Annotated in this window: 27 protein-coding genes, 2 tRNA genes and 1 pseudogene; 13 read left to right on the forward strand and 17 right to left on the reverse strand. The window is 46.4% G+C overall.

From position 1 onward, the window contains the following. Window positions 1-2 precede the first annotated feature (2 nt). Window positions 3-79: transfer RNA gene (locus MC24_RS04845), tRNA-Cys, on the reverse strand. Window positions 80-116: 37 nt separating this feature from the next. Continuing rightward, window positions 117-722, reverse strand: coding sequence for a histidine phosphatase family protein (locus MC24_RS04850; protein WP_038053065.1), 606 nt, complete (start codon window positions 720-722; stop codon window positions 117-119). A gap of 47 nt (window positions 723-769) precedes the next feature. Here MC24_RS04850 and MC24_RS04855 point away from each other — a divergent pair, with 47 nt between their 5' ends. Beyond that, window positions 770-1,756 (forward strand): hypothetical protein, encoded by a 987-nt coding sequence (locus MC24_RS04855; protein ID WP_038053066.1) that lies wholly within the window; start codon window positions 770-772, stop codon window positions 1,754-1,756. Here the strand turns inward: MC24_RS04855 and sufU are convergent. Genes sufU through sufC form a run of 5 tightly spaced genes read right to left on the reverse strand, consistent with a single transcriptional unit; the run spans window position 1,734 to window position 6,614 of the window. After that, window positions 1,734-2,150, reverse strand: a complete 417-nt coding sequence (gene sufU / locus MC24_RS04860) for a Fe-S cluster assembly sulfur transfer protein SufU (protein WP_038053070.1) — start codon at window positions 2,148-2,150, stop codon at window positions 1,734-1,736. The two genes, MC24_RS04855 and sufU, sit on opposite strands and share 23 nt — an antisense overlap. After that, complete coding sequence (locus MC24_RS04865) at window positions 2,147-3,388, reverse strand: cysteine desulfurase (protein WP_038053074.1); 1,242 nt, start codon at window positions 3,386-3,388, stop codon at window positions 2,147-2,149. Before MC24_RS04865 ends, sufU begins: the two co-directional genes overlap by 4 nt. Further along, on the reverse strand, window positions 3,366-4,472 hold the full coding sequence (locus MC24_RS04870) for a SufD family Fe-S cluster assembly protein (RefSeq protein WP_038053078.1): 1,107 nt from the start codon (window positions 4,470-4,472) through the stop codon (window positions 3,366-3,368). The genes MC24_RS04865 and MC24_RS04870 overlap by 23 nt, the downstream gene beginning before the upstream one ends. A 10-nt stretch (window positions 4,473-4,482) precedes the next feature. After that, window positions 4,483-5,877, reverse strand: coding sequence for a Fe-S cluster assembly protein SufB (gene sufB, locus MC24_RS04875; RefSeq protein ID WP_038053080.1), 1,395 nt, complete (start codon window positions 5,875-5,877; stop codon window positions 4,483-4,485). Further along, the gene (gene sufC, locus MC24_RS04880) at window positions 5,874-6,614 is read right to left on the reverse strand and encodes a Fe-S cluster assembly ATPase SufC (protein ID WP_038053084.1); all 741 of its coding nucleotides are present in this window, start codon (window positions 6,612-6,614) and stop codon (window positions 5,874-5,876) included. The genes sufB and sufC overlap by 4 nt, the downstream gene beginning before the upstream one ends. A 122-nt stretch (window positions 6,615-6,736) precedes the next feature. Between sufC and MC24_RS04885 the strand changes: the two genes are divergently transcribed. Both MC24_RS04885 and MC24_RS04890 read left to right on the forward strand, forming a co-directional pair. Continuing rightward, window positions 6,737-6,826, forward strand: a tRNA-Leu gene (locus MC24_RS04885). A gap of 49 nt (window positions 6,827-6,875) precedes the next feature. Continuing rightward, window positions 6,876-7,249, forward strand: a pseudogene (locus MC24_RS04890) (cyclophilin-like fold protein). On the opposite strand, the gene fliE reads toward MC24_RS04890, so the two are convergent. The 9 genes from fliE to MC24_RS04935 are packed head-to-tail and all read right to left on the reverse strand — an operon-like array spanning window position 7,230 to window position 16,312. Further along, window positions 7,230-7,514: a flagellar hook-basal body complex protein FliE gene (gene fliE, locus MC24_RS04895; RefSeq protein ID WP_011943886.1), complete on the reverse strand. Its 285-nt coding sequence runs from the start codon at window positions 7,512-7,514 to the stop codon at window positions 7,230-7,232. The pseudogene MC24_RS04890 and the gene fliE sit on opposite strands and share 20 nt — an antisense overlap. Before the next feature lie 6 nt (window positions 7,515-7,520). Further along, entirely contained in the window at window positions 7,521-7,943 is a 423-nt protein-coding gene (gene flgC, locus MC24_RS04900; RefSeq protein WP_011943887.1) for a flagellar basal body rod protein FlgC, read from the reverse strand. Beyond that, window positions 7,940-8,323 (reverse strand): flagellar basal body rod protein FlgB, encoded by a 384-nt coding sequence (gene flgB, locus MC24_RS04905; RefSeq protein ID WP_012311150.1) that lies wholly within the window; start codon window positions 8,321-8,323, stop codon window positions 7,940-7,942. The genes flgC and flgB overlap by 4 nt, the downstream gene beginning before the upstream one ends. A 16-nt stretch (window positions 8,324-8,339) precedes the next feature. Continuing rightward, window positions 8,340-9,368, reverse strand: a complete 1,029-nt coding sequence (prfA, locus tag MC24_RS04910) for a peptide chain release factor 1 (RefSeq protein ID WP_012311151.1) — start codon at window positions 9,366-9,368, stop codon at window positions 8,340-8,342. A 17-nt stretch (window positions 9,369-9,385) separates the two neighbouring features. Continuing rightward, the gene (locus tag MC24_RS04915) at window positions 9,386-10,468 is read right to left on the reverse strand and encodes a type IV pilus twitching motility protein PilT (RefSeq protein ID WP_012311152.1); all 1,083 of its coding nucleotides are present in this window, start codon (window positions 10,466-10,468) and stop codon (window positions 9,386-9,388) included. A 4-nt stretch (window positions 10,469-10,472) separates the two neighbouring features. Continuing rightward, window positions 10,473-13,232, reverse strand: a complete 2,760-nt coding sequence (ileS, locus tag MC24_RS04920) for an isoleucine--tRNA ligase (RefSeq protein ID WP_038053559.1) — start codon at window positions 13,230-13,232, stop codon at window positions 10,473-10,475. A gap of 21 nt (window positions 13,233-13,253) precedes the next feature. Beyond that, window positions 13,254-13,604 (reverse strand): response regulator, encoded by a 351-nt coding sequence (locus MC24_RS04925; protein WP_038053087.1) that lies wholly within the window; start codon window positions 13,602-13,604, stop codon window positions 13,254-13,256. 4 nt (window positions 13,605-13,608) lie between these two features. Next, window positions 13,609-15,876 carry an ATP-binding protein gene (locus tag MC24_RS04930; protein ID WP_038053090.1) on the reverse strand — a complete coding sequence of 756 codons (2,268 nt, stop codon included), beginning with the start codon at window positions 15,874-15,876 and terminating at the stop codon, window positions 13,609-13,611. Then, window positions 15,818-16,312, reverse strand: coding sequence for a Mut7-C RNAse domain-containing protein (locus MC24_RS04935; protein WP_004081554.1), 495 nt, complete (start codon window positions 16,310-16,312; stop codon window positions 15,818-15,820). Before MC24_RS04935 ends, MC24_RS04930 begins: the two co-directional genes overlap by 59 nt. A 50-nt stretch (window positions 16,313-16,362) precedes the next feature. On the opposite strand from MC24_RS04935, the gene MC24_RS04940 reads away from it, so the two are divergent. From MC24_RS04940 to MC24_RS04985, 10 genes are read left to right on the forward strand one after another with little or no spacing between them, the layout of a single operon-like run. Then, window positions 16,363-17,787: an RtcB family protein gene (locus MC24_RS04940; RefSeq protein ID WP_004081553.1), complete on the forward strand. Its 1,425-nt coding sequence runs from the start codon at window positions 16,363-16,365 to the stop codon at window positions 17,785-17,787. 16 nt (window positions 17,788-17,803) lie between these two features. Beyond that, complete coding sequence (locus tag MC24_RS04945; protein ID WP_038053093.1) at window positions 17,804-18,184, forward strand: SoxR reducing system RseC family protein; 381 nt, start codon at window positions 17,804-17,806, stop codon at window positions 18,182-18,184. Window positions 18,185-18,195: 11 nt separating this feature from the next. Next, on the forward strand, window positions 18,196-18,546 hold the full coding sequence (locus tag MC24_RS04950; RefSeq protein ID WP_004081551.1) for a DRTGG domain-containing protein: 351 nt from the start codon (window positions 18,196-18,198) through the stop codon (window positions 18,544-18,546). After that, window positions 18,543-19,508 (forward strand): CBS domain-containing protein, encoded by a 966-nt coding sequence (locus tag MC24_RS04955; protein ID WP_038053096.1) that lies wholly within the window; start codon window positions 18,543-18,545, stop codon window positions 19,506-19,508. The genes MC24_RS04950 and MC24_RS04955 overlap by 4 nt, the downstream gene beginning before the upstream one ends. Next, complete coding sequence (locus MC24_RS04960) at window positions 19,471-19,800, forward strand: DRTGG domain-containing protein (protein ID WP_012896502.1); 330 nt, start codon at window positions 19,471-19,473, stop codon at window positions 19,798-19,800. The genes MC24_RS04955 and MC24_RS04960 overlap by 38 nt, the downstream gene beginning before the upstream one ends. Next, window positions 19,797-20,495: a PHP-associated domain-containing protein gene (locus tag MC24_RS04965; RefSeq protein ID WP_012896503.1), complete on the forward strand. Its 699-nt coding sequence runs from the start codon at window positions 19,797-19,799 to the stop codon at window positions 20,493-20,495. Before MC24_RS04960 ends, MC24_RS04965 begins: the two co-directional genes overlap by 4 nt. Continuing rightward, window positions 20,489-21,898, forward strand: coding sequence for a glutamate--tRNA ligase (gltX, locus tag MC24_RS04970; RefSeq protein ID WP_038053099.1), 1,410 nt, complete (start codon window positions 20,489-20,491; stop codon window positions 21,896-21,898). The genes MC24_RS04965 and gltX overlap by 7 nt, the downstream gene beginning before the upstream one ends. 2 nt (window positions 21,899-21,900) lie before the next feature. Beyond that, window positions 21,901-22,674, forward strand: a complete 774-nt coding sequence (locus MC24_RS04975; protein WP_038053102.1) for an alpha/beta hydrolase — start codon at window positions 21,901-21,903, stop codon at window positions 22,672-22,674. 1 nt (window position 22,675) lies between these two features. Then, a complete protein-coding gene (locus MC24_RS04980; RefSeq protein ID WP_038053105.1) occupies window positions 22,676-23,692 on the forward strand; it encodes an AI-2E family transporter in 1,017 nt (338 codons plus the stop codon). A 5-nt stretch (window positions 23,693-23,697) separates the two neighbouring features. Further along, window positions 23,698-24,744 carry a tetratricopeptide repeat protein gene (locus MC24_RS04985; protein ID WP_038053562.1) on the forward strand — a complete coding sequence of 349 codons (1,047 nt, stop codon included), beginning with the start codon at window positions 23,698-23,700 and terminating at the stop codon, window positions 24,742-24,744. Here the strand turns inward: MC24_RS04985 and guaB are convergent. Next, complete coding sequence (gene guaB, locus MC24_RS04990) at window positions 24,741-26,189, reverse strand: IMP dehydrogenase (RefSeq protein WP_012311160.1); 1,449 nt, start codon at window positions 26,187-26,189, stop codon at window positions 24,741-24,743. The genes MC24_RS04985 and guaB overlap by 4 nt on opposite strands. Window positions 26,190-26,194: the final 5 nt, after the last annotated feature.

Raw genomic sequence — 26,194 nt, forward strand, 5'->3', positions numbered from 1 at the left:
TCTGGAGGCGGCGGTGGGATTCGAACCCACGAATAGGGATTTTGCAGACCCCCGCCTTAGACCGCTTGGCTACGCCGCCGTCCACATAGAATATGATACCACATATGCAGGGGTGTTCAAGATTCCTTAAGGTGACACGTGTCGTTCAACAAAACGAGTCTCGGTTTGCTCTCTATTTCCACCACGCTGATAGACGCGTTGTCCAGCTTGAAATTCCTGTGAAGGTAAAGCGGAAGACCGAGAACCCAGCAGATGAAAGCTCTCAAAGACAGAGAGTGTGATACGATGACCACGTTCTCTGAACCGTTCAACCTTTCCTGTGAGACGATCTTCATGATCGCCTTCACCACACGATCCTGTACATTTCTCATGGACTCTAAACCCTTCATTCCAAAATTCGGATCCGACGACCACTTCTTGAACTCCACAGGATACTCCCTGATGGCCTCTTCCACCGTGAGACCGTTCCAGAGGGATATTTCACATTCTCTCAGGTCTTCTTCGACGATGATTTCTTTTTTGAAACGCTTAGCGATCTCTTCTGCTGTCTCGAGGCTTCTTTTGAGTGGGCTCGAGTAAATGGCATCGACTCTTTCCAGACTGTTTGCCAGCTTTCTTGCCTGTTCTTTTCCCTTTTCGTTGAGAGGAACATCCGTGATTCCCTGCCACAGGCCCTTTTCGTTCCAGATGGTTTCGCCGTGTCTTATAAGATAAAGCTTCATACTTCCACACACCTCTTTGTGCTAAACTCTGATTGGAGGTGATCGGGTTGAGAAAACTTTCAATCGTCTTTTTGATAGTCGTTTCCGCCATTGTTTTCTCCTGGAGCGGTCACGAGGGTTTGACCTACTACATCGTGAAAGATATTGTACCAGATGAAATGGTCGCCATCACACCGTACAACTATCAGGAAAACAGAGTTTACAATCTCTCAAAACTCGTTCTCGAGGATGTATGTGGTCAAAACACGATGTCGGCCTGGGAAGGAGCCATTTTGCCTCCAAATCCCCCTCCTGAAAACGGAAAGGTCCCCGCCTGGCAGATCCTAACCGTGTACTCTTCGGAGCCAGATTGGGGAATGGACCAAGGTCTCGATCTATCACCGTATCAGTTCCTCATAGGAAACAGTCAGGGTGTGCGCCACATGAAGTATCGAATCCTTGGCCTTGAATTCTTTGAAGCCGACAAAAGCTTTTACTACTTCCACGATATGGCGAAGGAAGCTTTTAGAAAGGGAGACAGATACTGGGGATACAGGTTCCTCGCCAGGGCTTTCCACTATATCGAAGATCTATCACAGCCCTATCACAACACTCCAGGTGAAACAGGAGAAATCTTCCAGGCACTCTTCGACAGATCCATCATGAAGATGTTGATGAACGCCCATTACGTGTACGATGATTATTTAGCGTATCTCATATACTCCGGAGATGAAGAAACGATAAAGACGATCGAAGGAGCCACCCCCGTATTTTTGAAGTCCGAGTGGCACCTCGTTCAGGAAGTGAGAAAGCTCGCTTTATCGTACTTTCCAAAGGTCCACAGAGAGATAAAGAAGGTCTTTGGAGAAAAACTGAAAGAAAGAACGGGTGATCTGGAAAGCTTCACCGTCGTCTCTGTTGAAGAGTTCAGAGAAGCGGATCAAAGAGGGGGCCTCTCTCTTTTGAAGCGCTACACCCTTGAACTCATAGGGAAAGTATCATCGTATCTGAAGGGATACCTCATAGATTTTCTCAAGACCGTGAAATCTTTTTGAGGGCTTCTTTCAAGGTTTTCCAGGCAAGAATGAAACATTTCACCCTTGCGGGGTAGTTCTTTATGTCCGACATGAGTGTTACGTTCTTCAGCTTTCCCTCATCGAAATTCTCACCCCGGCTCATTTTTTCTGCCTCTTCGATGAGGGGAATTATCTCTTCCACCCTTTCTCCGATGATCCTCTCCAGCATCAAAGAAGCCGAAGCCTGACTGATGACACATCCCATTCCCTCGAACTTGGCATCTTTCACAACACCGTCTTCCACTTTCAGGTAGAGTGTGATTTCATCGCCACAGGAGATGTTCTTTCCCTCTTCGATAACGGTGGCATCGTCCAGTTTTCCTCTGAATCTTTTGGAATTCGCGTAATCCAGGATGGCTTCCGAGTACATCATCTTGAAAACCACTCCCTTACTTTTTTCACACCTTCAACGAGAATTTTAACATCTTCTTCCGTGTTGTAGATGTAAAAACTGGCTCTACAGGTGGAATTTGGAAACTCAATCTGAGAGTGTTCTTTCAAAATACTCATCAGAGGCTGCGCACAGTGGTGTCCACTCCTTACGGCTATGCCAAATTCCTGATCGAGAATGTGGGCTACATCGTGTGGGTGTACTCCCTTTATATTGAACGAGACTATCCCGTGCTGTCTTTTGTCGAGAGGTCCGTAAATCTCCACTCCGTCGATTTTCATCATCTCTTCCAGAGCCATCCGGGTGAGCTGTTCTATCTTTTCATGAACCGCATCGAAACCTATTTCCTTCAGATACCTCAAGGCTTCCCTGGATGCGACTATATCTGCTATGTTCGGAGTTCCCGCTTCGAATTTGTAAGGTAATTCGTTGAATGTGACGTCTTCGAGGGACACTTTGTCGATCATCTCTCCTCCGTAGAGAAATGGTTCCATCTGTTCCAATAGCTCTTTCCTTCCGTAAAGTACACCGACACCAGTGGGGCCGAGCATCTTGTGAAGTGAAAAAGCGAGAAAATCTACTCCTATATCTTCCGGTTTCACCCGTTCATGAGGTACCAGCTGGGCGCCGTCCAAGAGAATGATGGAATTCGGAAAGACGTTCCTCAGTTCTTCAATGGGTATTCTCTGGCCGGTCACGTTGGAAAGGCCTGTTATGGCAACAACTTTTGGGTTTTTATTCATGTGTTTCAGCAGGTCGTCCATCTCGAGTGTCCCGAATCTTCCTGAGGGTCTGATGAAGCCGATTCTGTATCCGTGAAGTTTCGAAAGTCTGAGCCAGGGAACAAAATTCGCGTGGTGTTCCAGAAGCGAGACCAGAACCAGATCGTCCTCTTTCAGAATACCACTCCTCAAAAGAGACACAACGACAAGATTTATGGCCATGGTGGTACCCGAGGTGAAGATTATCTCCTGGGGAGAAACCCCCAGGAACTCTGCAAATTCTTCTCTGGTTTCCTCGAGTTCGGTGGTGGCGCGCACGGCGAGAGTGTGGACAGCTCTGTGAACATTCGAGTAGCTGTTGTAGTAGAATTCTTCCAGTCTTTTCACAACCTGCTTTGGTTTCAATGTAGTGGCTGCGCTGTCCAGATAAACGATCCTTTTTCCATTAATCTTCATCTTCAAAGTTGGAAAGTCTTCATACAATCTTGTTGACAACACCTTCTACCTCTCCCTTCATTGACTCGTCCAGTTCGTCGAGCAGTTCGTTGAACACTCCCCGAACGATCAGTTTCTTGGCTTCTATCTCGTCAATACCTCTGGTCATCAGATAGAAGAGTTCGCCTTCGTCGAGAGAGGAGGAACTCGCGGAGTGTGAGGCGGTGACATCGTTCTCGTCCACCCAGAGACTCGGAATGGCATCCATTCGAGCCTCTGGAGAGAGAATGAGTGTGTGTTCTGTTTCTTCTGCGACGATGTTCTTAGAACCCCTTTTCACATCCAGGATTCCGCGAAAAACGATCTTTCCTGCACCATCCACTACGCCGTTTCCCTTCAATTTCCCTTCGGCGTCTTCTCCCTCAAATCTCATAAGATAGAGCAAATCGGCTACTCCTGATCCGTTCTGGTAGAAGAACGACTTTATGTCTGCCTTGCTCGCTTTGTTCAATTTCACAAGAATGTACCCCGCTTTTCTGTGACCGAACGCTTTGAAGTCTCTCAACGTGAGTCTTGCACCTTCTTCGAGAACGATGAACACGTTGTCGAAGGAAAAATTCCCAAAAAAGTCCAGATTGAAGAACTTCAGCGATGCGTTCTTTTTCACCAAGATCCTCATCACCGTATTTCTGAATCGATCCGTGCTGGAGAGTTTGTAGATCTCCGCCTCTTTTTCGACGACCACAAGCACGTTTTCGATCCCGTCTCCGTCGAATCTCACCACGTGTTTTCCATCGCTGTATACTTTGAAATCCGTGAAGAACGTGTCTCCAAGAAGAACGAATTTCCTGTGAGTACCTTCGAAGTCCAGCTTTTCAAGGAGAGAGACATCAACGTCGAGATCTATCCGCTTGAAAGACAATTCCGGAAGAGCCATACCATCGAGATTACACCTTTTCCATCTTGGGAATCCCCATTCCCTGTACTCCTGGTATTTTTTCTTTCTCCACTCTCTCAGAAGATCACTGGTGTTTTCCAGGGCTTTCTCAAGCACTTCGTAGTCGTAATCGTTTTCGGAAAAAATCTGAGGAGTTTCCCAAACGACCGCTCTTTCACCGTCATGTTCTATCACCAGAGTCTTTTCCATAATGAACACCTCACCCTATGCTCTTCTCTATTTCCAGTTCGAGTAACTTGTTCAACTCAACAGCGTATTCGAACGGGAGTTCTTTCACCACAGGTTCAACGAATCCTTTCACTATCATTGCTTTTGCTTCTTGTTCAGAGAGTCCCCTGCTCATTAGATAGAAGATCTGTTCTTCGCCTATTCTTCCGATCCTTGCCTCGTGTCCAACGTCTGCCTTGTCTGTTTCCACTTCTATGATCGGAACGGTATCACTCTTCGATCGATTGTCGAGCATCAAAGCTGCACACTCGACGGAGGCTTTGCTCTTTACGGCTTCCCTTGTAATCTTCAAAAGCCCTCTGTAGAAAGCCCAGCCTCCACCGAGAGAGATGCTCTTTGCGCTAACGAGCGAACTCGTGTATGGAGCAAGATGAACAACTTTGGAACCAGTATCCATGTGCTGTCCCGGCCCTGCATAAGTGATGGACATGCTCTCTGCCCTTGCACCTTTTCCCTTGAGTATGGTCATTGGATACAGCATTGTCTTCTGACTTCCCAGTGAGCCTGAGACCCAGGTCATCGATCCTTCTTCGTCGACTATCGATCTCTTCGTGTTGAGATTGTAGGTGTTCTTGCTCCAGTTCTGAATGGTGAGGTACTTGACTTTCGCACCTTTTTTGACGTATATTTCCACCATCCCAACGTGAAGATTGATGACGTTGTACCTTGGAGCAGAACAACCCTCTATGAAAGTGACTTCACTGCCTTCTTCAGCGACTATGATGGTGTGCTCGAACTGTCCCATACCGGGATTGCTCATCAGAAAATACGCCTGAAGCGGCATGGGAATTTTCACGCCCGCTGGGACATACAAAAAGGTTCCGCCGCTCCATATGGCTCCATGAAGTGCGGCGAACTTGTGATCGGTGATGGGAACGAGTTTCATGAAATACTTCTTCACAAGATCAGGGTACTCCCTAACAGCACTTTCCATATCGAGGAAGATAACGCCCAGCTTTTCAAGCTCTTTCTTCATGTTTTGATAGACGATCTCCGAGTCGAGCTGAGCTCCCACACCTGCGAGGTACTTTCTTTCCGCTTCCGGTATCCCGAGTTTATCGAAAGCCTCCTTCACTTCTTCTGGAACTTCGTCCCAGGAGGTACCCTTCTTTGCGTCAGGCTTTATGTAGGAAACTATCTTTCCGAGATCGAGGCCGGATATGTCCACACCGAATCTGGGATTGTGCCACTCGCTGAACACTTTGAGTGACTCTAATCTGTGCTTCAACATCCACTCCGGTTCATCTTTCGCACGGGATATCTCTTTTATCAGCTTCTCGTCGAGACCGGGGGGTGCTTTGTAGGCGGTCTTCACCTTCGGTACAAAATCGAACCGGGAATCGTCAATTATCAGTCTTTCCATCATCTCACACCCTCCAGGGAGTAGCCCTTTTCCTCTATTTCATCTGCCAGCTCCGGACCGCCGCTTGTGATTATGTGTCCATCCACATAAACGTGAACCCTGTCTATTCTCTTCAAATGATCGAGAAGCCTCTTGTAGTGTGTGATGATGAGAAGGGTCACTCCCTCTTCGTTCAGTCTGGCTATCAAGTTCGCTATCGATCTCAACGCGTCAACGTCGAGACCCGAGTCTATCTCATCGAGGATGAGCAGTTTCGGTCGTAGGAAAAGACTCTGAAGAATCTCGGACCTTTTCCTTTCCCCACCAGAGAATCCGACGTTCAGGTACCTTTCGAGGAAATTTTTGTCTAAACCAAGTTTTTCGGCAGTTTCTTCGAGTTCTTTTCTCAACTCCAGATAGTTTTTATCCTCTCCGTGAATTCTTCTGTGGGCTGTGATGAGAAACTGAGAAAGTTTCACTCCTTCGACTTCGTATGGATTCTGAAAAGTCATCATTATACCGAGTCTTGCTCTCTCGTTCGTGGGCAGATCCTTTATAGACCTCCCTTCAAAAAAGATGTCTCCTTCTGTTACAATGTACCTGGGATTTCCCATGATGACGTTCGCGAGGGTCGATTTCCCGCTACCGTTTGGACCCATGAGAACGTGTACTTCTCCATTTTTTATCTCCAGATTCACACCCTTCAATATTTCCTTGTCTTCGTCTCTCAGCTTTGCGTGCAGATCCACAATCCTGAGCATTTCGTTCCCTCCTCTTATGTTTTCCTAATTGATTATAACACATGCACGGTTATTATGAAGAAGTTCTGAATTTTGTAAGGTTGAAATAATCTTTCTGTCGATGTGGTATAATAAAAAAATGAGCCGGGGTGGCGGAATTGGCAGACGCAGCGGACTTAAAATCCGCTGGGGTTTATAACCCCGTGTCGGTTCGAGTCCGATCCCCGGCACCATCCGGGCACCTCCAAAAAGGTGCCCTTCTTCTTTGAGGAGGGAGCGAACATGAGAGTTGAACTCCTCTTTGAAAGTGGAAAATGTGTGATAGATCTCAATGAGGAATACGAGGTCGTCAAATTGTTGAAGGAAAAAATTCCATTCGAAAGTGTCGTGAACACTTGGGGCGAGGAGATATACTTCTCAACTCCTGTGAACGTTCAGAAGATGGAAAACCCAAGGGAAGTAGTTGAGGTAGGGGACGTTGGATACTGGCCTCCGGAAAAGCGCTGTGTCTGTTCTTTGGGAAAACTCCCATGAGCGATGACAAAATTCAACCAGCGAGTGCTGTAAACGTGATAGGAAAGATCGTGGAAGGGCTGGAAGATCTGAAAAAAATAAAAGACGGCGAGAAGGTCGCCGTCAGATTTGCATCCTCATGATGTCTCTGTAAGCTTCCACGATTCTGTTTCTTACTTCGACGGTGAGCCTCAACGCTATGGAAGCCTTCTCGGCTTCTATTATAACCTCGTGTATGTTGCTTATCCTGCCCTGGGCGAAATCATCCGCTGCCTTCTCGGCTTTCTTCTGTATGTCGTTTACCTTTTCCAGGGCTTCTTTCAGCGCTTCTGAAAAGTTGTTTTCATTTTTCTTTTGAGTCTTTCCACTCTGGCTCAAAGGGCCGAGCCCCTCTATCCTGTCAACCATCACCCATTACCCCCTTCCTATCTGAAGGGCGCTGTTCACCATAGCCTTTGTCACATTGAAAGCCGCCACGTTCGCATCGTATGCTCTCTGCGCGTTTATTAGATCCACCATTTCTCTAACGATATTCACGTTGGGCATCCTCACGTATCCGTTCTCATCCGCGTCAGGGTGTGCGGGATCGTACACGAGTCTGAACGGTGAAGGGTCTTCCTCTATTTTTACAACTTTCACCCCAGCGCTTTCTATTTTACCATTTGGTGTTCTTCTCAGATACTCGGCGAACACAGGTACCTTCCTCCTGTAAGGTTCTCCTGTTTCAGTTCTGGTGGTTTCAGCGTTCGCTATGTTTGTTGAGACGATCTCGACTCTGAGTCTCTGAGCGGACATTCCAGTTGCGCTGATGTTCATGATCTCGAATTCGCTCATCATCTGACACCCCTCAGTACAGCATTGTACCTATCTATGTTCATCGACATGAGCCTGGAGAGCACCTGATACCTGAGTCCGTTCTTCACAAGCTGGACCATCTCGTAATCGATATCAACGTTGTTTCCATCGTTTCTCATGGTGGTTGTGTTGTCCACAAGAACACGTGGTTCTACGACACTCTTTGAACCGATGAGGTGCTTTTCGTTTGTCTTCGAAAGCTTCAGTTTCATTTCTGATTCCTTCAAGAGTTCCTCGAATGCCACGTATTTTCTCTTGTAACCGGGTGTGCTCACGTTCGCTATGTTCAGTGAGTGAACGTTCTGTCTCAAAAGAGCAACGTCCATCGCCTGTTTTAGCGTGTAGAAGTTCGAGTTGAACATCTTCACACCTCCACTATTACTTTTCTTCGACTGAGGCTCCGATTCCTAAAACTTCCTCGAGGTTGTTTTCTATGTCGTGTTCTATGAGCTTCGATATGATTTCGTCCAGGTCTCCATCGAGGATCTCCTGCAGTCTGTAAGAGGTGTAGTTTATTCTGTGATCCGTAACTCTGTTCTGGGGGAAGTTGTAAGTTCTGATTTTTTCACTTCTCTCACCGGTTCCTATCTGCGATTTTCTCTTCTGTGAGATTTCCCTTTCTTTTTGTTCTTTCTGTAACTGATAGAGTCTTGCCCTGAGGATCCTCAAAGCGGTTTGCCTGTTCTGATACTGAGATCTTTCGTTCTGACACGACACCACTATTCCCGTTGGAATATGTGTGATCCTTACAGCGGATTCGGTCTTGTTGACGTACTGTCCACCGTGTCCCGATGCCCTGAAAGTTTCTATCTTCAAGTCTTCCGGCCTGATTTCTATATCCTTTTCTTCAATCTCTGGAAGAACGGCAACGGTAGCGGTGGACGTATGGATCCTCCCTCCAGACTCCGTGACAGGAATTCTCTGTACTCGATGAACACCGCTTTCGTACTTCAGTATACCGTAAGCGTTCTTTCCTTTTACGAAGAAGACCACTTCCCTTATTCCACCGAGATCTGTTTCGTGGATTTCAGCGACTTCGAGGTTCCAGCCTTTTCTTTCTGCGTACCTGGTGTACATTCTGAACAGATCCCGTGCGAAGAGAGCGGCTTCTTCTCCACCTGCGCCGGGTCTGATTTCTACGATTGCTTTATCACCCACTTCTGAAGAAAGAAGCAAGAGAAGTTCTTGATAGAGCTGATCGAGTTCTTTCTCGTACTTTTCTATCTCCAGTTCATTTTCTCCTTCTTCTCTCAAGAGTTCGATGAACTCCTGAGTTTCTTTTATTCTGTTTGCGATGTTCTCTATTTCTTCTATCTTTGCGTATTCTATCCCGTAGTTCTTCATCTGTTCGGGAGTCAGATCTGGCCTGGCGAGGAGCTTTTCGATCTCTTTTTTCTTTTCTTTCACTATCGAGGAGATCTTCTCTACGAGGGCTTCATTCCTAATCTTCGAGCCACCTCCTCATGGTTCCTGGCAAACTGCAGAGCGGATTCTAAGGATATATCACCTTTGAGTGCCGCTTTCACGAGTGCGTCATCGAAGAGAACCATTCCGTGCCTTGCACCAGCCTGTATCAGAGATTCGAGCTGGTGGATCTTGTTCTCTCTTATCAGGTTCCTCACGGCAGGAGTTCCCACCATGATCTCCAGGATCGGAGTAAAACCTATTCCGTTGGCCTTCGGGACAAGCCTCTGATAAATCACGGCGATCAAGGTGTTCGCAAGCTGAAGAGCGATCTGTCTTTGTTGATGTGCCGGGAAAACATCTATGATTCTCTCGGGTGCGGAAGCTGCAGAGTTCGTGTGAACCGTGGCAAGGACAAGATGTCCTGTTTCCGCCGCGGTGAGAGCGAGAGCCATTGTTTCAAGGTCTCTCATTTCTCCCACGAGGATCACATCCGGGTCCTGCCTCAGAGCGTACTTCAGTCCGTTGTAGAAAGAGTCCGTGTCTGAACCGAGTTCTCTCTGGTGAATCACGGATTTCTTGTTTGTGAAAACGTATTCTATCGGGTCTTCTATCGTTATTATGTGGTATGGGAAATTTTCGTTGATGTGATCTATCATGGCGGCGAGTGTGGTGGATTTTCCGCTTCCTGTGGGACCAGCCACCAATATCAAGCCGTACTTTCTCTCAACGAATGTTTTCAAGATCTCTGGTAGTCCCAGTTCCTGGAAAGTTCTGATCTTTTTTGGTATCAACCTGAAAGCGAGAGCGGGGTTTTTTCTCTCGTAATAGAGGTTTCCCCTCACCCTTATCGCTTCTGCCACGGTGAAGGAAAAATCCACTTCTTTCGTTTTAGGTGGGAACGGCTGTCCGATCTCAGCGAACAGATCTTTCAGGGCGTTCATTATGGTCTCTTTTGTGAGTTTTCCGTACTTTTCCTGAGGTACAAGGTCCCCATCTATACGGTAATAAGGAGGGCAACCCACCGAAATGTGCACGTCGGTTGCCCTCAAACCGTACGCTTCTGTGATGATCTTCAGAAAAGAAACTTTCATGTCTTCCACGCTGTCACTTCCTCTCTCCTTTCAAAACTGTCAGACACCTTGGACAAACCCCCGGAAAATCTTCAGAAGCAGAGATCTCCGTTGTGTATTTCCAGCACCTCTGACATTTTTCACCCTCTGCGTGTTTGACGGTCACCTCTACCAGTTCTCCTTTCAATTCTCCCGAAGCGTCCGAAAGGGATACCTTCGATACTATGAAGAGTTCTTCGAGTATGTCTCTGTATTTTTCCAGAAGCGCTTTGATGGTGTCATTTTTGGGTACAAGTACGACCTCAGCGTCGAGAGAGTGACCGATCACATCTTGCTGTCTCTTCTCCTCGAGGGCCTTCAACACGTCTTCTCTTATGGAGAGGAGTTTTTCGAAATCTTCCATGAGCTCTCTATCGATGAACTCTTCTTTGTACTCTGGCCAGTATTCCGCCTGAACCGTCTTGTATTTTCTGTCCTTTTCATGAAGGTGGGAGTAAACCTCTTCCATCGTGAAAGTCATGATGGGTGCAAGGATCTTCATCAGGGCAATGAGAATTTCGTGCATCACCGTCTGCGCCGATCTTCTGTATATTGAATCCTTCGCTTCCACGTAGAGTCTGTCCTTTACGACGTCCAGGTAGAGGGAGCTGAGTTCTGTTGTGCAGTACTTCACCACGAGATTGTAAACCTTCGAGAATTCGTAGCTGTCGTAATATTCGGTGGCGCGTTTTATGATCTCCTGCAGTCGTCCAAGGGCCCATCTGTCGATCGTCAAGAGTTTTTCATAAGGAACTCTGTCGAGTTCAGGATCAAAGCCCTCTAGATTTCCAAGGAGGAATCGGAACGTGTTTCTTATCTTCCTGTAAACTTCCGTTTGTTGTTCGACGATCCTCATGGATATCTTTATGTCGTTGAAGTAGTCGCTGCTCGCAAGCCACAGTCTCAGAATCTCGGCACCGTATTTTTCCACCACTTCCATGGGATCCACTACGTTTCCGAGGGACTTGCTCATCTTTCTTCCCTGTTCGTCCTTTATGAATCCGTGTGTTAGCACTTCTTTGTAAGGTGCGGACCCCCTCTTTGCGACGGCAAGGAAGATGGAAGAATGGAACCATCCCCTGTGCTGATCGCTACCTTCAAGGTACATGTCGAGGGGGAACGGGTGATCTTCTCTCTTCGTGGTTATGTATTCGAAGGAGGCACCAGAATCTATCCATACGTCGAGTGTATCCAGCATTTTTTCGAAAGATCGCTTGCCGCATTTTGGACACACGAAATCTTCGGGGATGAGTTCTTCCACCTCTTTTTCAAACCAGGCGTTTGTACCTTCTTTTTCAACGATTTTCATGAAGTGTTCTATTACCTTCGGATCGAGTACCACTTCTCCGCATTCTTTACATTTCACCGCTGGTATGGGAGTTCCCCAGACACGCTGTCTTGAGATACACCAGTCGGGCCTTTCCTCCACCATGGATCTGATTCTGTTCCGGCCCCATTCCGGTATCCACTTCACCTTGTCTATTTCTTCCAGCACTTTCTGCCTGAGGTTGTTGTGATCCACAGAAATGAACCACTGCTCAGTTGCTCTGAAGATCACAGGCCCCTTACAGCGCCAGCAGTGTGGGTAGGAGTGTGTTATGGTGGATGCGTGAACGAGTATGCCTTTTTCTTTCAGGTCCTCTATGATCACCCTGTTGGCATCCTCTATGAACATTCCCCTGTACTTTCCTGCTTCATCGGTGAATCGTCCTTCCTCGTCAACCGGAGAGACGATGGGAAGACCGTATTTCACATGACCGTAAACGTAGTCTTCTTCACCGTGCCCCGGAGCGATGTGGACACAACCCGTTCCCGTTTCCAGAGAAACGTAATCTGCCAGTATCACGCGAGAGGTCTTATCTTCAAAAATAGGGTGCTGGAACTCCTTCCCTTCCAGATCTTTACCCCTTATCTTTTCCACCACTTCGGAGCAGTCAACGCCCGTTTCTCTGGAAAAAGTCTCAAGAAGATCTGTGGCGATCACCCATCTTTCATCTCCAACCTTCACGACAGAATACTCGAAATCGGGATGAAGTGCTATACCAACGTTTGCAGGAAGGGTCCACGGGGTAGTGGTCCATATCACGATGTAGAGGTTTGGATCATCCTTCGATCTGAACTTCACGTATATGGAAGGAGATCTGTGATCGTGGTACTCGATTTCCGCTTCTGCAAGAGCGGTTCTACATCTTGGACACCAGTAGATGGGTTTCAAAGATCTGTAAACGTTTCCCTGTTCGACGAGTGTTTTGAATACATCGAGGATCTTCACCTCGTAGTCCGGTTTGAGAGTGATGTAAGGATTGTTCCAGTCTCCACGCACACCCAGCCTTTTGAACTCTTCCTTCTGTATTTCAACGAATTTCAAGGCAAACTCTTCACACTTCTTTCTTATCTCAGCAGGTGACATCTCTTTTATCCTGTCACCGAGTTCCTGAGACACCCTGTGTTCTATGGGAAGACCATGAGTATCCCAGCCGGGAACGTACGGTGCCCTGTATCCTCTCATCGTTTTGTATTTGACAACGATGTCCTTTAGGATCTTGTTCAGAGCTGTCCCGATGTGGATGTGGCCGTTTGCGTAAGGAGGTCCATCGTGCAGAACAAAAAGAGGTTTTCCTTTCCTCTGCTCGAGTACGTAGTTGTAAAGATCCATCTTTTCCCATTCTTCAAGAAAAACTTTTTCTTTGCTCACCAAGTTTGCCTTCATTGGAAATGAAGTTTTCGGTAAGTTCAGCGTGTTTTTGTAGTCCATCAACTCTTTACACCTCCTGTGTCACGAAAGTAACTTCTTCACTTTCTCTTTCAGTTCATCGAAATTGAACGACTTCACAACGTATTCATCCGCTGCCCACGAAGAAAGATCGGCTCTATAATGAGAATAGGCCGTGAGCAGAATGATCTTTGCGTCTTTCTTTTTCTTTCTGATCTCACCGGCTACCTCCAGTCCACTGATACCGGGCATCTCTATGTCGAGAACCACCAGGTCGTAATTTCCGGAGAAGAATTTTTTCAAGGCTTCCTGCCCGTTTTCTGCCGTGTCAATTTCGTAACCTTCTTCCTGAAGTTCCTCCTTTAGAAGTTCCCTTATGTTCGGCTCATCGTCGACAACCAGTATCCTTTTCATTCTCTCACCTCTTTTCTGGTGTCTTTGGAATTTCGAAGATAAAAACAACCCCGTTTTCTCTGTTTTCTGTCCATATTTTTCCCCCGTGTTCATCCTCTATGATCTTTCTGCAGATTGAAAGTCCTAAACCTGTTCCCTGAGTCTTTGTGGTGAAGAACGGTGAGAATATCTTTTCTTTCAGCTCCTCCGGTATGGGAGGACCCGAATTCCAGACACTCACTCTCACTCTGGTGTACATATCTTCCGACGTTATCTTTATCTTACCATTTTCCTCTGTCGCTTCTATTGCATTTTGAACAAGGTTTATCAGTACCTGTTTTATCCTCGTTCTATCGGCTTCAATCCTGAGGTCTTCGTTGTCCGTTTCAAAGCAAAAGTCTATGTTCATCTTTCTGATCTTTTCCTCGAATAGAACGTAAACCTCTCTTATGAGTTCGTTCAAATTGAACTCGGTGAATTCAAGCACCTGCCGTTCTTTGCTGTATTCTAAGATTTCCTTGACGATCGTTTCAAGCCTGGATAGTTCGTTCGTTATTATGTTGATGTATTTTTTCAGTGTCTCTGGATCGTCAAGATGTTTTTTCATGCGCATTATGAAGCCACCTATTATCGTTATTGGGTTCCTTATTTCGTGAGCGACTCTCGCGGTCATTTCTCCCAGTATGGAAAGTCTTTCTCTTCTTTTTCTTTCCTCTTCGTATTTGTACAGTTCTGTAACATCGTCGATCGTGATGATGGCTCCCTCAAGCAACTGTGTTTTGGCGTTTCTGAAAGGGGAGAATCTTATGTTGAAATAATTTTCTCCGAATTTGTAGAAGTTGAGAAACACGGGTTCTTTGTTTTCAAAAACGCTTTCTGCGACTGATCCGATCTCTTCAAAGTCGGGGAGATCTTTGAGCCTTCTTCCGAGTACGTTTTCTTTCTTCAGACCAAACAGTTGTTCGGCCTTTTTGTTCCATTCGGTTACACGTCCTTCTTTGCTCAGCGTTATGATGGCTGTTTCTAAGCTCTCCAGAATGCTTTCACTGAAGTTCCTGAGGTGTTCCACAAGTTCGTTTTGACGTTGAAGATCCAGTGTTTTCTCTCTCAAACTTTCATAATTGTACGCGTTCTCCAGAGCAAGACCTGCACTTTCAGAGAAAAGTTTGAGCACGTCCAGATCCAGATCGGTGACTTCCTTTTTGCTGAATTTGTTGTCCACCACCACAACACCGAGAGTGTCCCATCGCCCAACAAGTGGAAAGACTATGAACTCATCGTTTTCAAGGATACTTATAACATCTTCTATTTCGTACCTGATTTTTTCGAGAGTTTCTCTCGAAGTCCTCACTATACTCTTTCTCAAAACCACCCTTTCGAATATCGGATGTTCTCTGTAGTAAAATCTCTTTCCCCTTATTTTTTCATTGAACTTCGTTTCAAACGAGAATGTGAGCGCCTCCTCCCTTAAAAACTGTACCAGATCTGTGTATCTCAAGGTTCTTTTTCTGAGGTATCTCTTGAGTTCTTCGTGTTCCTGAAGTGTATCGCCACCCACCGCGGAAACGACCATCAGAGAGCCTGTACCTTCATCTTTTTTGAGAAGAACAGCACGGTCGAAATTGAATCCTCTCTCTGAAACAAGGCTGAGCAAAATCACACGGTAAAGGTTGTTCGGATCATAAACAGATCTCATGGCCTGGCTGACGTAATAAATTATTCTCATTTTCTTTATGTGTTCTTTCTGTATCTCTGAAACTTTCAGCTGTTCTTCGTACGACTTTTTCAATTTCTGGACTTCTTCTTTAAGCCTCCAGAGTTTTTCTGATACGTTTCCGATGAATTCTAAAAGTTTCGTACAGAGTACCTCTTCTTCTTCATCGAATGCGCCTTCGCGAACCACAACAAGATGCAGTTTGTTCCTCCACTCTCTCACACTCGCCCCTGGATGTTTCTTTTTTATCTCATCGATGGAGAGTTTCTCTCCCTTCGAAGAATAAGAAGCATCGCCCTCTATCAGATAGACTTCTTCCGCATCCAGAAATTCTCTGACTTTTTTGAGGGAAAACCTGAGAGCTTCCTCTTTCGGGTGAACACATATTGAATCCACAAGAGAGAGCAACAGCTCATAAACGGTGAGCCTTTTGTAGAGTCTGACGATTTCGAAAGACTCTTCATCATTTGCCACAACTGTATGCTTTCCAAATCTGCAGGTGAAACCTTCCTGAGGGATTTCATCCTCGCTTTCCAGAATCCTTATTCCCTTTATCTGTTTCAGTCTCTCCGGAACCATCTGGTATCACTTCCTTCACCCAGTCTAAATGAGATCCTCTCCAAAAGATTCTTCCGCAGCTGGGACATCTGGAGAATTTCTCTGCGTTCAGAAAAACGTACAGAGGCACCTTTTCAATCACTTCCTCACGTGGAGTCGGCAAGAGTTCTCTGTTACAGTACGGGCACCTTGCACGTTCTGGTTTCAGTTTAAAATGTTCTATCACCCTTTTCAAATCTTTTTCATCTTTGATATAGAAGACTTTCTGCCCATATTTTTCGAAAAATTTTATAAGAGAACATTTCTTTGTGAGAAGAATTCTACCCTCTTTCCTGCATATCAGAAGGACTTTCCCGGGTTCTTCAGAGTAGCAAACCTTCACATCCACCCCGAGGATTCTCAACTTTTTTGCAAGCGGTACCAGCGAGGCATCGACAGCGAATCGAACCTCACTCATAATCTATCCTCCACTATTTAATGATAAACTAAAAGTGGGAGGGATAAATTATGAAGATAGAAAGACTCGATAAATACATCTGGAAAATTCCAAAAGAGGGAGATATGAAGGTTGACGCGATCATATTCACGGACGCCGAGAGTGTGAACGATCCTCAGTTCAGAGAAGCGATGAAACAGCTCATGAACGTGGCCACGCTTCCCGGCATTGTGAAATACGCCCTCGCCATGCCGGACATACACTGGGGTTACGGCTTTCCAATAGGAGGAGTCGCCGCTTTCGATGTGAAAGAAGGAATCATTTCGCCGGGTGGTGTGGGTTTCGATATAAACTGTGGAGTACGCCTGATGAAGACAGATCTCACCTACGAAGATGTGAAAGATAGAATGAGGTCTCTTGTCGAAGCTATATACGAATTCGTTCCCGCGGGTGTTGGTTCAACGGGAGACATCGTTCTCGGCAAGAAGGGGCTCAGGAAAGTTCTCGTTGAAGGTGCGGAGTGGGCTGTCAAGTCAGGGTACGGTCTTGAGGAAGATCTGGAAAGAATCGAAGACGGTGGAAAGATACATCCAGCGGATCCCTCGTACGTATCGGAGGAAGCGTTCGAGAGAGGAAGTGACGAGCTCGGAACTCTCGGTGCGGGAAACCACTTCGTGGAGGTTCAAATGGTTCAGGAAATATACGACGAAGAACTCGCTGAATTTTTCGGTCTGGAGATCGGTACCATCACGGTGATGATTCACTCCGGAAGCAGAGGATTCGGACATCAGGTTGCGACCGACTACATAAGGCTCATGAGGGATAATCTGAAGGAACACAACAAAAATCTACCCGACAAACAGCTTATAAACGCTCCGTTCGAACATCCACTTGGACAGGCCTATTATTCTGCCATGAATTGTGCAGCGAACTACGCGTTCGCGAACAGGGAGATCCTCGGGCATCTCGTTAGAAAAGCTTTCTGGAAAGTGTTCGGGAGAGACACACGTGTTGATCTCATCTACGACGTTGCTCACAACATCGCAAAAGTGGAAGAGTACGAAGTTGACGGAAAAAGAAGAAAACTGGTCGTCCACAGAAAGGGTGCCACACGTTCTCTTGGTCCCGGAAGCGAAAAGGTTCCTTCGATCTACAGAGAAGTGGGACAGCCCGTCATCATACCGGGTGACATGGGGACTGCTTCCTATCTTCTGGTAGGAACAAAGAAAGCCGAAGAAAAGACCTTCGGTTCCACCGCACACGGAGCGGGGAGAGTCCTTGGAAGGTCCGCTGCCCTGAAGAAGCTGGATTACAGGGAAGTTCTCGATGAACTGGCAGAAAAAAATATTGTCGTCATGAGCAAGAGTAAAAAGACTCTGGTTGAAGAAGCTCCTGAAGTTTACAAAGACGTGGACAGAGTGGTGCAGATCGTTCATGAGATAGGTATTTCGAGAAAAGTAGCCAGGATGATTCCTCTTGGTGTTGTGAAGGGGTGATACCATCGTAGAAAAAATGTATGTTCGAGAAGTGAAAGACGGGAAAGTGGTGGTGACAAAAGCTAGAACGAGCGCTTGTGGGAGTTGCCCGGCAAAGAACATCTGTCTTTCCGACAACGAGATAAAACTCGAGATAGACTGGAACGGAGAAGATTTGAAGCCCGGTGATGAGGTTATGGTAGACATACCCGAGTACGATCCTTTGAAGGTATCAACACTCGTTTATTTTCTTCCGCTTGTGATATTCGCGGTGACTGTGATAACTGGATACCTTTTTAGGCTGAAAGATTGGGTAACCTTCGTACTTGCGCTGGGAAGCGTTTTCGCCTATTATTCTCTGTTTCGTTTCAGAAGAAAAGACAGAAAACCTCCTAGAATTCTCAGGAAGGTCTCTTAGGAGGTGTTTGCGTGACAATAGAAGAGATCGCCAGAATCGTAGAAGGAGAGATCCTTTGTGGAAACAAAGATCTGAACATAGAAAGAGCCGTTGCCACAGATCTCATGAGTGATGTTCTCGCGTTTGCTGAGCCGAACGTTCTTCTGATCACAGGACTTCACTCTCCACAGGCCGTGCGAACCGCCATGGTGGTGGGGATACCCGCTGTTCTCTTCGTCAGAAAAAGAGATATTCCTGAGACTATAGTCAATTTTGCGAAAGAATGCAACATCACCGTTCTTGCAACGAATCTTTCCATGTTCGAAACTTGTGGCAGACTTTACATGAACGGTTTGAAGCCCGTCAGGAGAGCGATAGAATGAGCGTTTCCATCATAGACAGATTGCAAGCCATCTTCCAGGATGTCAGAGTTTCCGAGTTCATGAATCCGGATGTGATATATGTAACGCCGGACAAGACACTTCTTCACGTGAAAGAGATTATGAGGATAAAGAGGATCTCAGGTGTGCCCGTAGTGGATGACAAAAAACGGGTGGTGGGAATCGTCAGTCTGGAAGACATCATAAAGGCCCTCGAGGGAAGTTACATAAAAGACAGTGTTGAAAAGCGCATGACGAAGAACGTGGTATGTCTGAAAGAAACAGACACCCTTCAGGACGCCGTCAAGATCTTTGAAAAATACGGTTACGGGAGATTTCCCGTTGTCGACGATGAGGAAAAACTTGTGGGGATCGTGACAAAGCATGACATCATCTATTTTCTTCTGGCAAAACTCGGCATCATGTATCTGCACGACAAAAGGATGGAAGAAGTCCTGGAAAAAGGAACCTCACTGATCACGGGAGAGGTCCTGGAAAAAGGAAAAGCGGATTTTGTTTTCCACATAGATTACTTCGATGTGAACATGATCGGGATAGGGGCTTCCAAATTGAAGAGGTTTCTCTTAGAGCGAGGGGTGGATGAAGAACTGGCAAGAAGAATAGCAATAGCTACTTACGAAGCGGAAGCAAACGTTGTCATCCACAGCGAATCCGATGGATACATATACTGCTTTATCGACGGTGAGAAAATCACGGTGAGGGTAGAAGACAGGGGAAAAGGGATAGAAAATCTGGAACTCGCGATGAGAGAAGGTTATTCAACGGCTCCAGACCACATAAGGGAACTCGGCTTTGGTGCAGGGATGGGGCTTCCAAACATGAAAAGGTACTCCGATAAGATGGTCATCATTTCAGAGGTGGGAAAGGGTGTAATCGTTGAGATGGTGTTCTTCAGGAGGGATAGAGGTGAGGATAGGGGAGATAGTGGAAAAACTGGGGCTTGAACATGTGTGCGGTGATCTGAACACGGAAGTGGAACACGGTTTCACCTGTGACCTTTTGAGTGAAGTGTTGGGGAAAGCCCAGCCTTCAACGCTTTGGATCACAGTTCAGTCTCACGTCAACATAATAGCGGTTGCCACGGTTGTCGGAATAAAGGGGATCGTTCTCTGTGACGGTCACGAATACGAAAAGGACACTGTGAAGAAGGCAGAGGAGAACGGAGTGGTGCTCCTCAAATCCCAGGAGAACTCCTTCATAGTTTCTGGGAAGGTGTACGAGCTGGGGTTGAGATGAAGGCGGATTTACATGTGCACACGTGTTTGTCACCGTGCGCAGATCTGCTCATGATACCGCCCGTTGTGGAGAGGGCATCGGGAGATGTACAGATTCTCGGCATAGTTGATCACAACAGCGCAAAAAACGTTCCTGCTTTTCTGAAAATGAAGAAACTCGTTGTCCCTGGAATAGAGATACAGACAGTGGAAGATGTTCATGTGCTCGGCTTTTTTTCCGATATCGAAAGCGCATTGAAAGTCACGAAGATCGTTTATGAACATCTTCCATCGGTGAAACACGATCATGAGAAAATGGGCTATCAGCTCTTTGTAGACGGAAAGGGGAATTACACGGGCTATGAAGACGTTCCGCTCGGTTTTCCTTCAGATCTCACACTGTCTCAGGCTGTAGAGCTGATTCGATCATTTGGAGGGATACCGGTTTACGCGCATGTTGAGAAGAGATTCGGTGTTCTCTACCAGCTCGGTTTCTTTCCAGATCTCGAGGTTCCTGTTGCTGAAGTGGTGAGTAAAGAAGGAGAAGAAAATGCCCAGAAAAAGAATCTCAGGGTGATAGTGACATCGGACGCCCATTTTCCCTCTGATATAGGAAGAAGGTACATCGACATATCTGGAGTGCCACATTCACCCGAGGAAGTACTGAAGAAGATCCTTAACAGCGAATACACACTGGGAGGTGTTCCGAATTGGTAAGGGTGAGATTCGCACCGAGCCCCACTGGCTTTCTCCACGTTGGAGGAGCTCGAACCGCTCTGTTCAACTTTCTTTTCGCACGGAAAGAAAAAGGAAAGTTCATCCTCAGAATAGAAGACACCGATTTGGAGAGATCTGAGAGGGAGTACGAAGAGAAGCTCATGGAATCTCTCAAGTGGCTTGGTCTTCTGTGGGATGAAGGACCGGACGTGGGAGGAGACCACGGTCCATACAGGCAGAGCGAGAGAGTGGAGATATACAGAGAACACGCTGAAAGGCTTGTAAAGGAGGGGAAGGCCTATTACGTTTACGCTTACCCTGAAGAGATCGAAGAGATGAGGGAGAAACTCCTCTCTGAAGGAAAGGCACCACACTACTCCCAGGAGATGTTCGAAAAGTTTGATACTCCCGAGAGAAGAAGGGAATACGAAGAAAAGGGTTTGAGGCCGGCTGTGTTTTTCAAGATGCCCAGAAAAGGCTATGTGTTGAACGATGTGGTGAAAGGTGAAGTTGTGTTCAAGACGGGAGCAATTGGGGATTTTGTGATAATGAGAAGCAACGGTCTTCCCACCTACAATTTTGCCTGCGTGGTGGATGACATGCTCATGGAGATAACACATGTTATCCGTGGAGACGACCATCTCTCAAATACACTGAGACAGCTCGCTCTCTACGAATCGTTTGAAAAGGCTCCCCCCGTTTTTGCGCACGTTTCCACCATACTGGGACCCGATGGAAAAAAACTGAGCAAGAGACATGGAGCCACTTCTGTGGAAGCGTTCAGAGACATGGGATATCTCCCGGAGGCGCTTGTCAACTATCTGGCACTTCTTGGATGGTCTCACCCAGATGGTAAAGAACTCCTCACTCTCGAAGAATTGATTTCTTCGTTTTCTCTGGACAGGCTCAGCCCGAACCCTGCAATTTTCGACCCACAGAAGTTGAAATGGATGAACGGTTACTATTTGAGAAACGTGCCGATTGAGAAGCTCGCAGAACTGGCAAAGCCGTTCTTTGAGAAAGCCGGGATAAAAATAATCGATGAGGAGTACTTTAAAAAGGTACTGGAGATCACAAAAGAGAGAGTGGAGGTGCTTTCAGAATTTCCTGAAGAGTCCCGCTTCTTCTTTGAAGATCCAGCACCCGTTGAAATACCGGAAGACATGAAAGGAGTGTTTTCACAGCTCAAAGAAGAGCTCCAGAACGTTCGGTGGACCATGGAAGAAATCACACCTGTCTTCAAGAAAGTACTGAAACAACACGGTGTAAAGCCCAAAGAATTCTATATGACGTTGAGAAGAGTTCTGACTGGTAGAGAAGAAGGTCCTGAACTCGTCAACATTATTCCTCTTCTTGGAAAGGAGATCTTTTTGAGAAGAATAGAAAGATTTCTGGGGGGATGAGAATGAACATCCAGAAACACGGAGAAGACTGGAAAGGTACGGTTGTGATCGTACACGGTCTCGGTGAACACTCCGGGAGATACAGGAGACTTGTGAGAGAATTCGTTTCAGAGGGTGTTCAGGTGATCACTTTCGATTTACCGGGTCACGGCAAGTCTCCTGGAAAAAGAGGGCACCTTCGTTTTGATGACGTTTTTAAAATATTGAACGAGATCACGAAAGATCTGGAAAGGTTCGTGCTCTTTGGTCACAGTCTCGGTGGATTGATAGCTATCAGGTTCACTCAGATTTTTCAGCCAGAGAACCAGAAAGGGTTGGTGGTGTCGGCCCCCGCTATCCTGCTTCCAGATACCCATTCTCCAGTCCTTGAATTCATGGTGAGGTTTCTGTCCGTTTTTGTTCCATTCCTCACGATGAGCAACGGAATAAATCCAAGCGATCTTTCCAGGAACAGAGAAGCGGTGGAAGCGTACATAAGAGATCCCCTCGTTCACGACAGAATCTCCTTCAAGCTCGCTTCAGATATGCTTTCCCATATGAAAAAGGTTCTCAAAGACGCCGAAAGGATAAAGGTACCAGTTCTCATTCTTCACGGAACCGATGACAGGGTGGTGTCTTTTGAAGGAAGCAAGAAGTTTTTCGAAGCGCTGAACACAGAGAAAAAACTGGTGAGCTTTCCTGGAGGATACCATGAACTTTTTGAAGATCCAGAGCACCAGAAAGAGTTTTTCAAAACGATAGTCGAGTGGAGTCTCGAAAAACTCGGAGGGAAATAAGTTGAAGGAGTTCAGGAAGATCTTAGAGGACAAAGCTTTTTTCTTCACGACACTGTACATATTGATTTCATTTCTCGTATTCAAGATTTTCCCGGATGTCTTTGCAGTGATTGTGTTGATGGTGTTCTTCACGCTCCTTTTGGATCCGGTCATTCGTTTCCTGGAGAAGCTGAAATTTGGAAAGTACTTCTCCAGGATAGCAGCGCTTCTTCTCTTCTTTTTCGTGATGGTTTATTCGCTTTACATGATCATTCCTCCTGTTTTCAACGAGTTTGGGAGTTTCATCGAATTCATGACAAAAGTTTTTGAAAGCAAGATATGGAAAGACTACATAAAATCTCCTGAATTGATGCCGGTATTCGATAAAATCATGAATTTTCTTGAACCAAAGCTCACAGATTTCCTGAACTATGTCTTTTCGCTCGTGACAACGAATTTTGTCTCTGTTACGACGATAATTGTTTTCACGCTTTTCGGACTCGGCTACACCCTGTTCTATATTCGCGAAATAGCCAGCTTCTTTGTCCTCATCTATCCAAAGAGTGCAAGAGCGGAAGCGAGAGAGTTTTTCCGTGATGTGTACGCGAGTATGGGAAGGTACATAAGGGTCATCTTCATAAATGCTGTGATAATAGGACTCTCTTACTGGGTTGTTTTCGAAGCTTTCAACTTGAAGTACAGCGCCATCATAAGCCTCTGGGCTTTTGTGACCAACTTCATTCCAATCGTTGGAGTGGTCCTGGAATACATCCCTGTACTTCTTTTTTCTCTCACTCTCGGTGTGAAAGGTGTTCTTCTCATAGCTCTCTTTGCGATCCTCATACATGCCGTTGCCTTCGTTGTCTTCATTCAGCTGATGAAAGGCCTCGAAAAGCTGAATCCTGTTTACATAATTTTGTCCATCCTGTTCTTTGGGAAACTCTTCGGATTGTTCGGGTCTTTTGTGGGAGTGCCGCTCGCTCTGTTTTTCAAAGTCTTCTGGAGGAAATTTCTCAGGCCTCTTTTTGAGGCGGGGTGAGAGTTTTGAGAATTATCTTCATTCTTCTACTGATACCTTCTCTTCTAACGATGGCGCTATCCCTTGAGGAAATAAAAAGCCTTTCGAAGACGAATCTGGACAACGCTATAGATCTTTTTCTCGACTACATGAAAAAGCACCCCTCTGATCCAGAATTAGAAAATGCTGGAGAGTTTCTCTTTGCCAAAAAAAAGCTCGTTGAAAAACACCCCTCCCTCTCTCGGGAAATCATCTCAGAAGACTTTCATGGTCTCCTTGAAAAACTAAGAGACACAGAAGAAATGTTCTCCGAGGAAGAGGTTCCCCTGCTGGAAGAAATCTTTCCAGAGCTGAAGAGTTTTGCTGAGAAACTGCAAGACGTGGAGGAATTTCTCTCTTCACCATTTTTCTGGAAGCTCGGCATCAGTTTGAAAATAGAAAACCCCGAGAAGTTCGCCGAAGATCTTGTGAACAGGTTTCTTGAAGATCCTTTCGTGTTCTCATTTGAGGTGGTGGAGGCTCTCTCGAAAGTGGAAAATGCCGAAGAAATAGCCTACCATCTTGTGAGAAAAGCAAAGGAGATACCTCTGAAAGAGGAGAGTTACTCCTATATTCTGAGACTTTTTGAAGTGGCACACCACTTGGGATACAGTGAAACAGACGAACTCGAAGAACAGATAAAGAAATACTTTTCCATCTCTGCAAAGGTGGACGCCTCTGGGAACGTGGAGGAGATCCTCGACGAGTACGAACAGCTCACCATTCCCAAGGAAAAGCTCAGAGAAAAACTGGCCGCTGTTTCAAAAAAGTCGAAGGTGTCTGAAGAGAAAAGAGGTAGATATTACCCGTTTCTCCCTGTTCTTCTTGCTCTACCGTTTCTTTCTGCTCGATTCAGAGCGTCTTTTTACAGGAGAATCGGCATGAAAAAAAGAGCAGCTTCGATTTATTTGAAGCTGCTCCAGAAACAGCCGGAAAATGTGAAGCTCCGATTGAAGCTCGCCCGTCTTTATGAAGAAATCGGTATGCACGAAGAAGCGATGAAAGAGTACGAAATCATAAAGAAACTCTCTTAAGCCTGGACCCAGTAGTTCGGAGATTCTTTCGTTATGATGATGTCGTGTGGATGGCTTTCTTTCACTCCAGCTGGAGTGATTTTCACGAAGACTGCCTTTTCCTGGAGTTCTTTTATTGTTCTGGCACCAACGTATCCCATACCGGATCTGAGTCCGCCCACAAGCTGATGCACCACGTCTTTTACGGTTCCTTTGTACGGCACCATACCCTCTATTCCTTCGGGGACGAACTTGTTTTCCCCTTCCTGACCGTATCTGTCCGCACTTCCAGACCTCATGGCACCAAGGCTTCCCATACCTCTATAGGCCTTGTACTTTCTACCCTGATACAGTATCGTTTCTCCCGGTGCCTCTTCGGTACCGGCAAAGATACTTCCGACCATGACACTCTCGGCACCGGCTGCAAGTGCTTTCACAATGTCTCCAGAGTATCTGATTCCTCCGTCTGCTATGATGGGAACGTCGTACTTTCTTGCAACTTCAGAACATTCCATAACGGCCGTGAGCTGAGGAACGCCGACACCAGCTACCACTCTCGTTGTACAGATCGATCCGGGACCCACACCTACTTTCACAGCGTCCGCTCCCGCCTTTATGAGTGCCTCCGTTCCTTCCGGGGTCGCCACATTCCCGGCTACAACTGGTAGATCCGGGTAGTCCGCTTTTATCATCTCGAGGGTCTCTATCACTCTTCTGGAGTGACCGTGAGCGGTATCTATGACGATCACATCCACACCCGCTTTTACGAGCTTTTCCACCCTTTCCATGGTTTCAGGACTCGTTCCAACCGCTGCGCCCACGAGAAGCCTTCCCTTTTCGTCCCTCGCCGCGTTGGGATGTTCTATCACACTCATTATGTCCTTGATGGTGATCAATCCAACGAGCTTGTTGTCTTTTGAGACGAGGGGAAGTTTCTCTATTCTGTGCTGGTGGAGAATTTCTTTTGCTTTTTCAAGGGAGATGTCTGGAGGGGCAACGATGAGCTTTTCTCTTGGTGTCATCAGATCTTTTATCTTCTTTGAAAGGTTCTTTTCGAACCTGACATCTCTGTTTGTGAGCAGGCCAACAAGCCTTCCCTCTTCGTCCACAACGGGAAGTCCACCTATTTTGTACTCTGCCATGAGATCAATTGCTTCTTTCACCGTCATATCCGGGGTTACGGTGATAGGATCGTATATGATGCCGTTTTCGGTCTTCTTTACGATCGATACCTGGCGCGCCTGTTCATCGGGAGTGAGATTTTTGTGAATGATTCCAATGCCGCCTTCCCTTGCGAGAGCCTTTGCCAGAGCCGCTTCGGTCACTGTGTCCATGGCGGCACTCACAAGTGGTATATTTATTCGTATCTGTCTTGTGAGCCTGGTGTCTATTTTCACGTCTTTTGGAAGGACTTCGCTGTACTGTGGAACAAGCAGCACATCGTCAAAGGTCAGGGCTTCTTTCATCCAAT

The organism is Thermotoga sp. Mc24 (assembly GCF_000784835.1).
Lineage (GTDB): Bacteria > Thermotogota > Thermotogae > Thermotogales > Thermotogaceae > Thermotoga.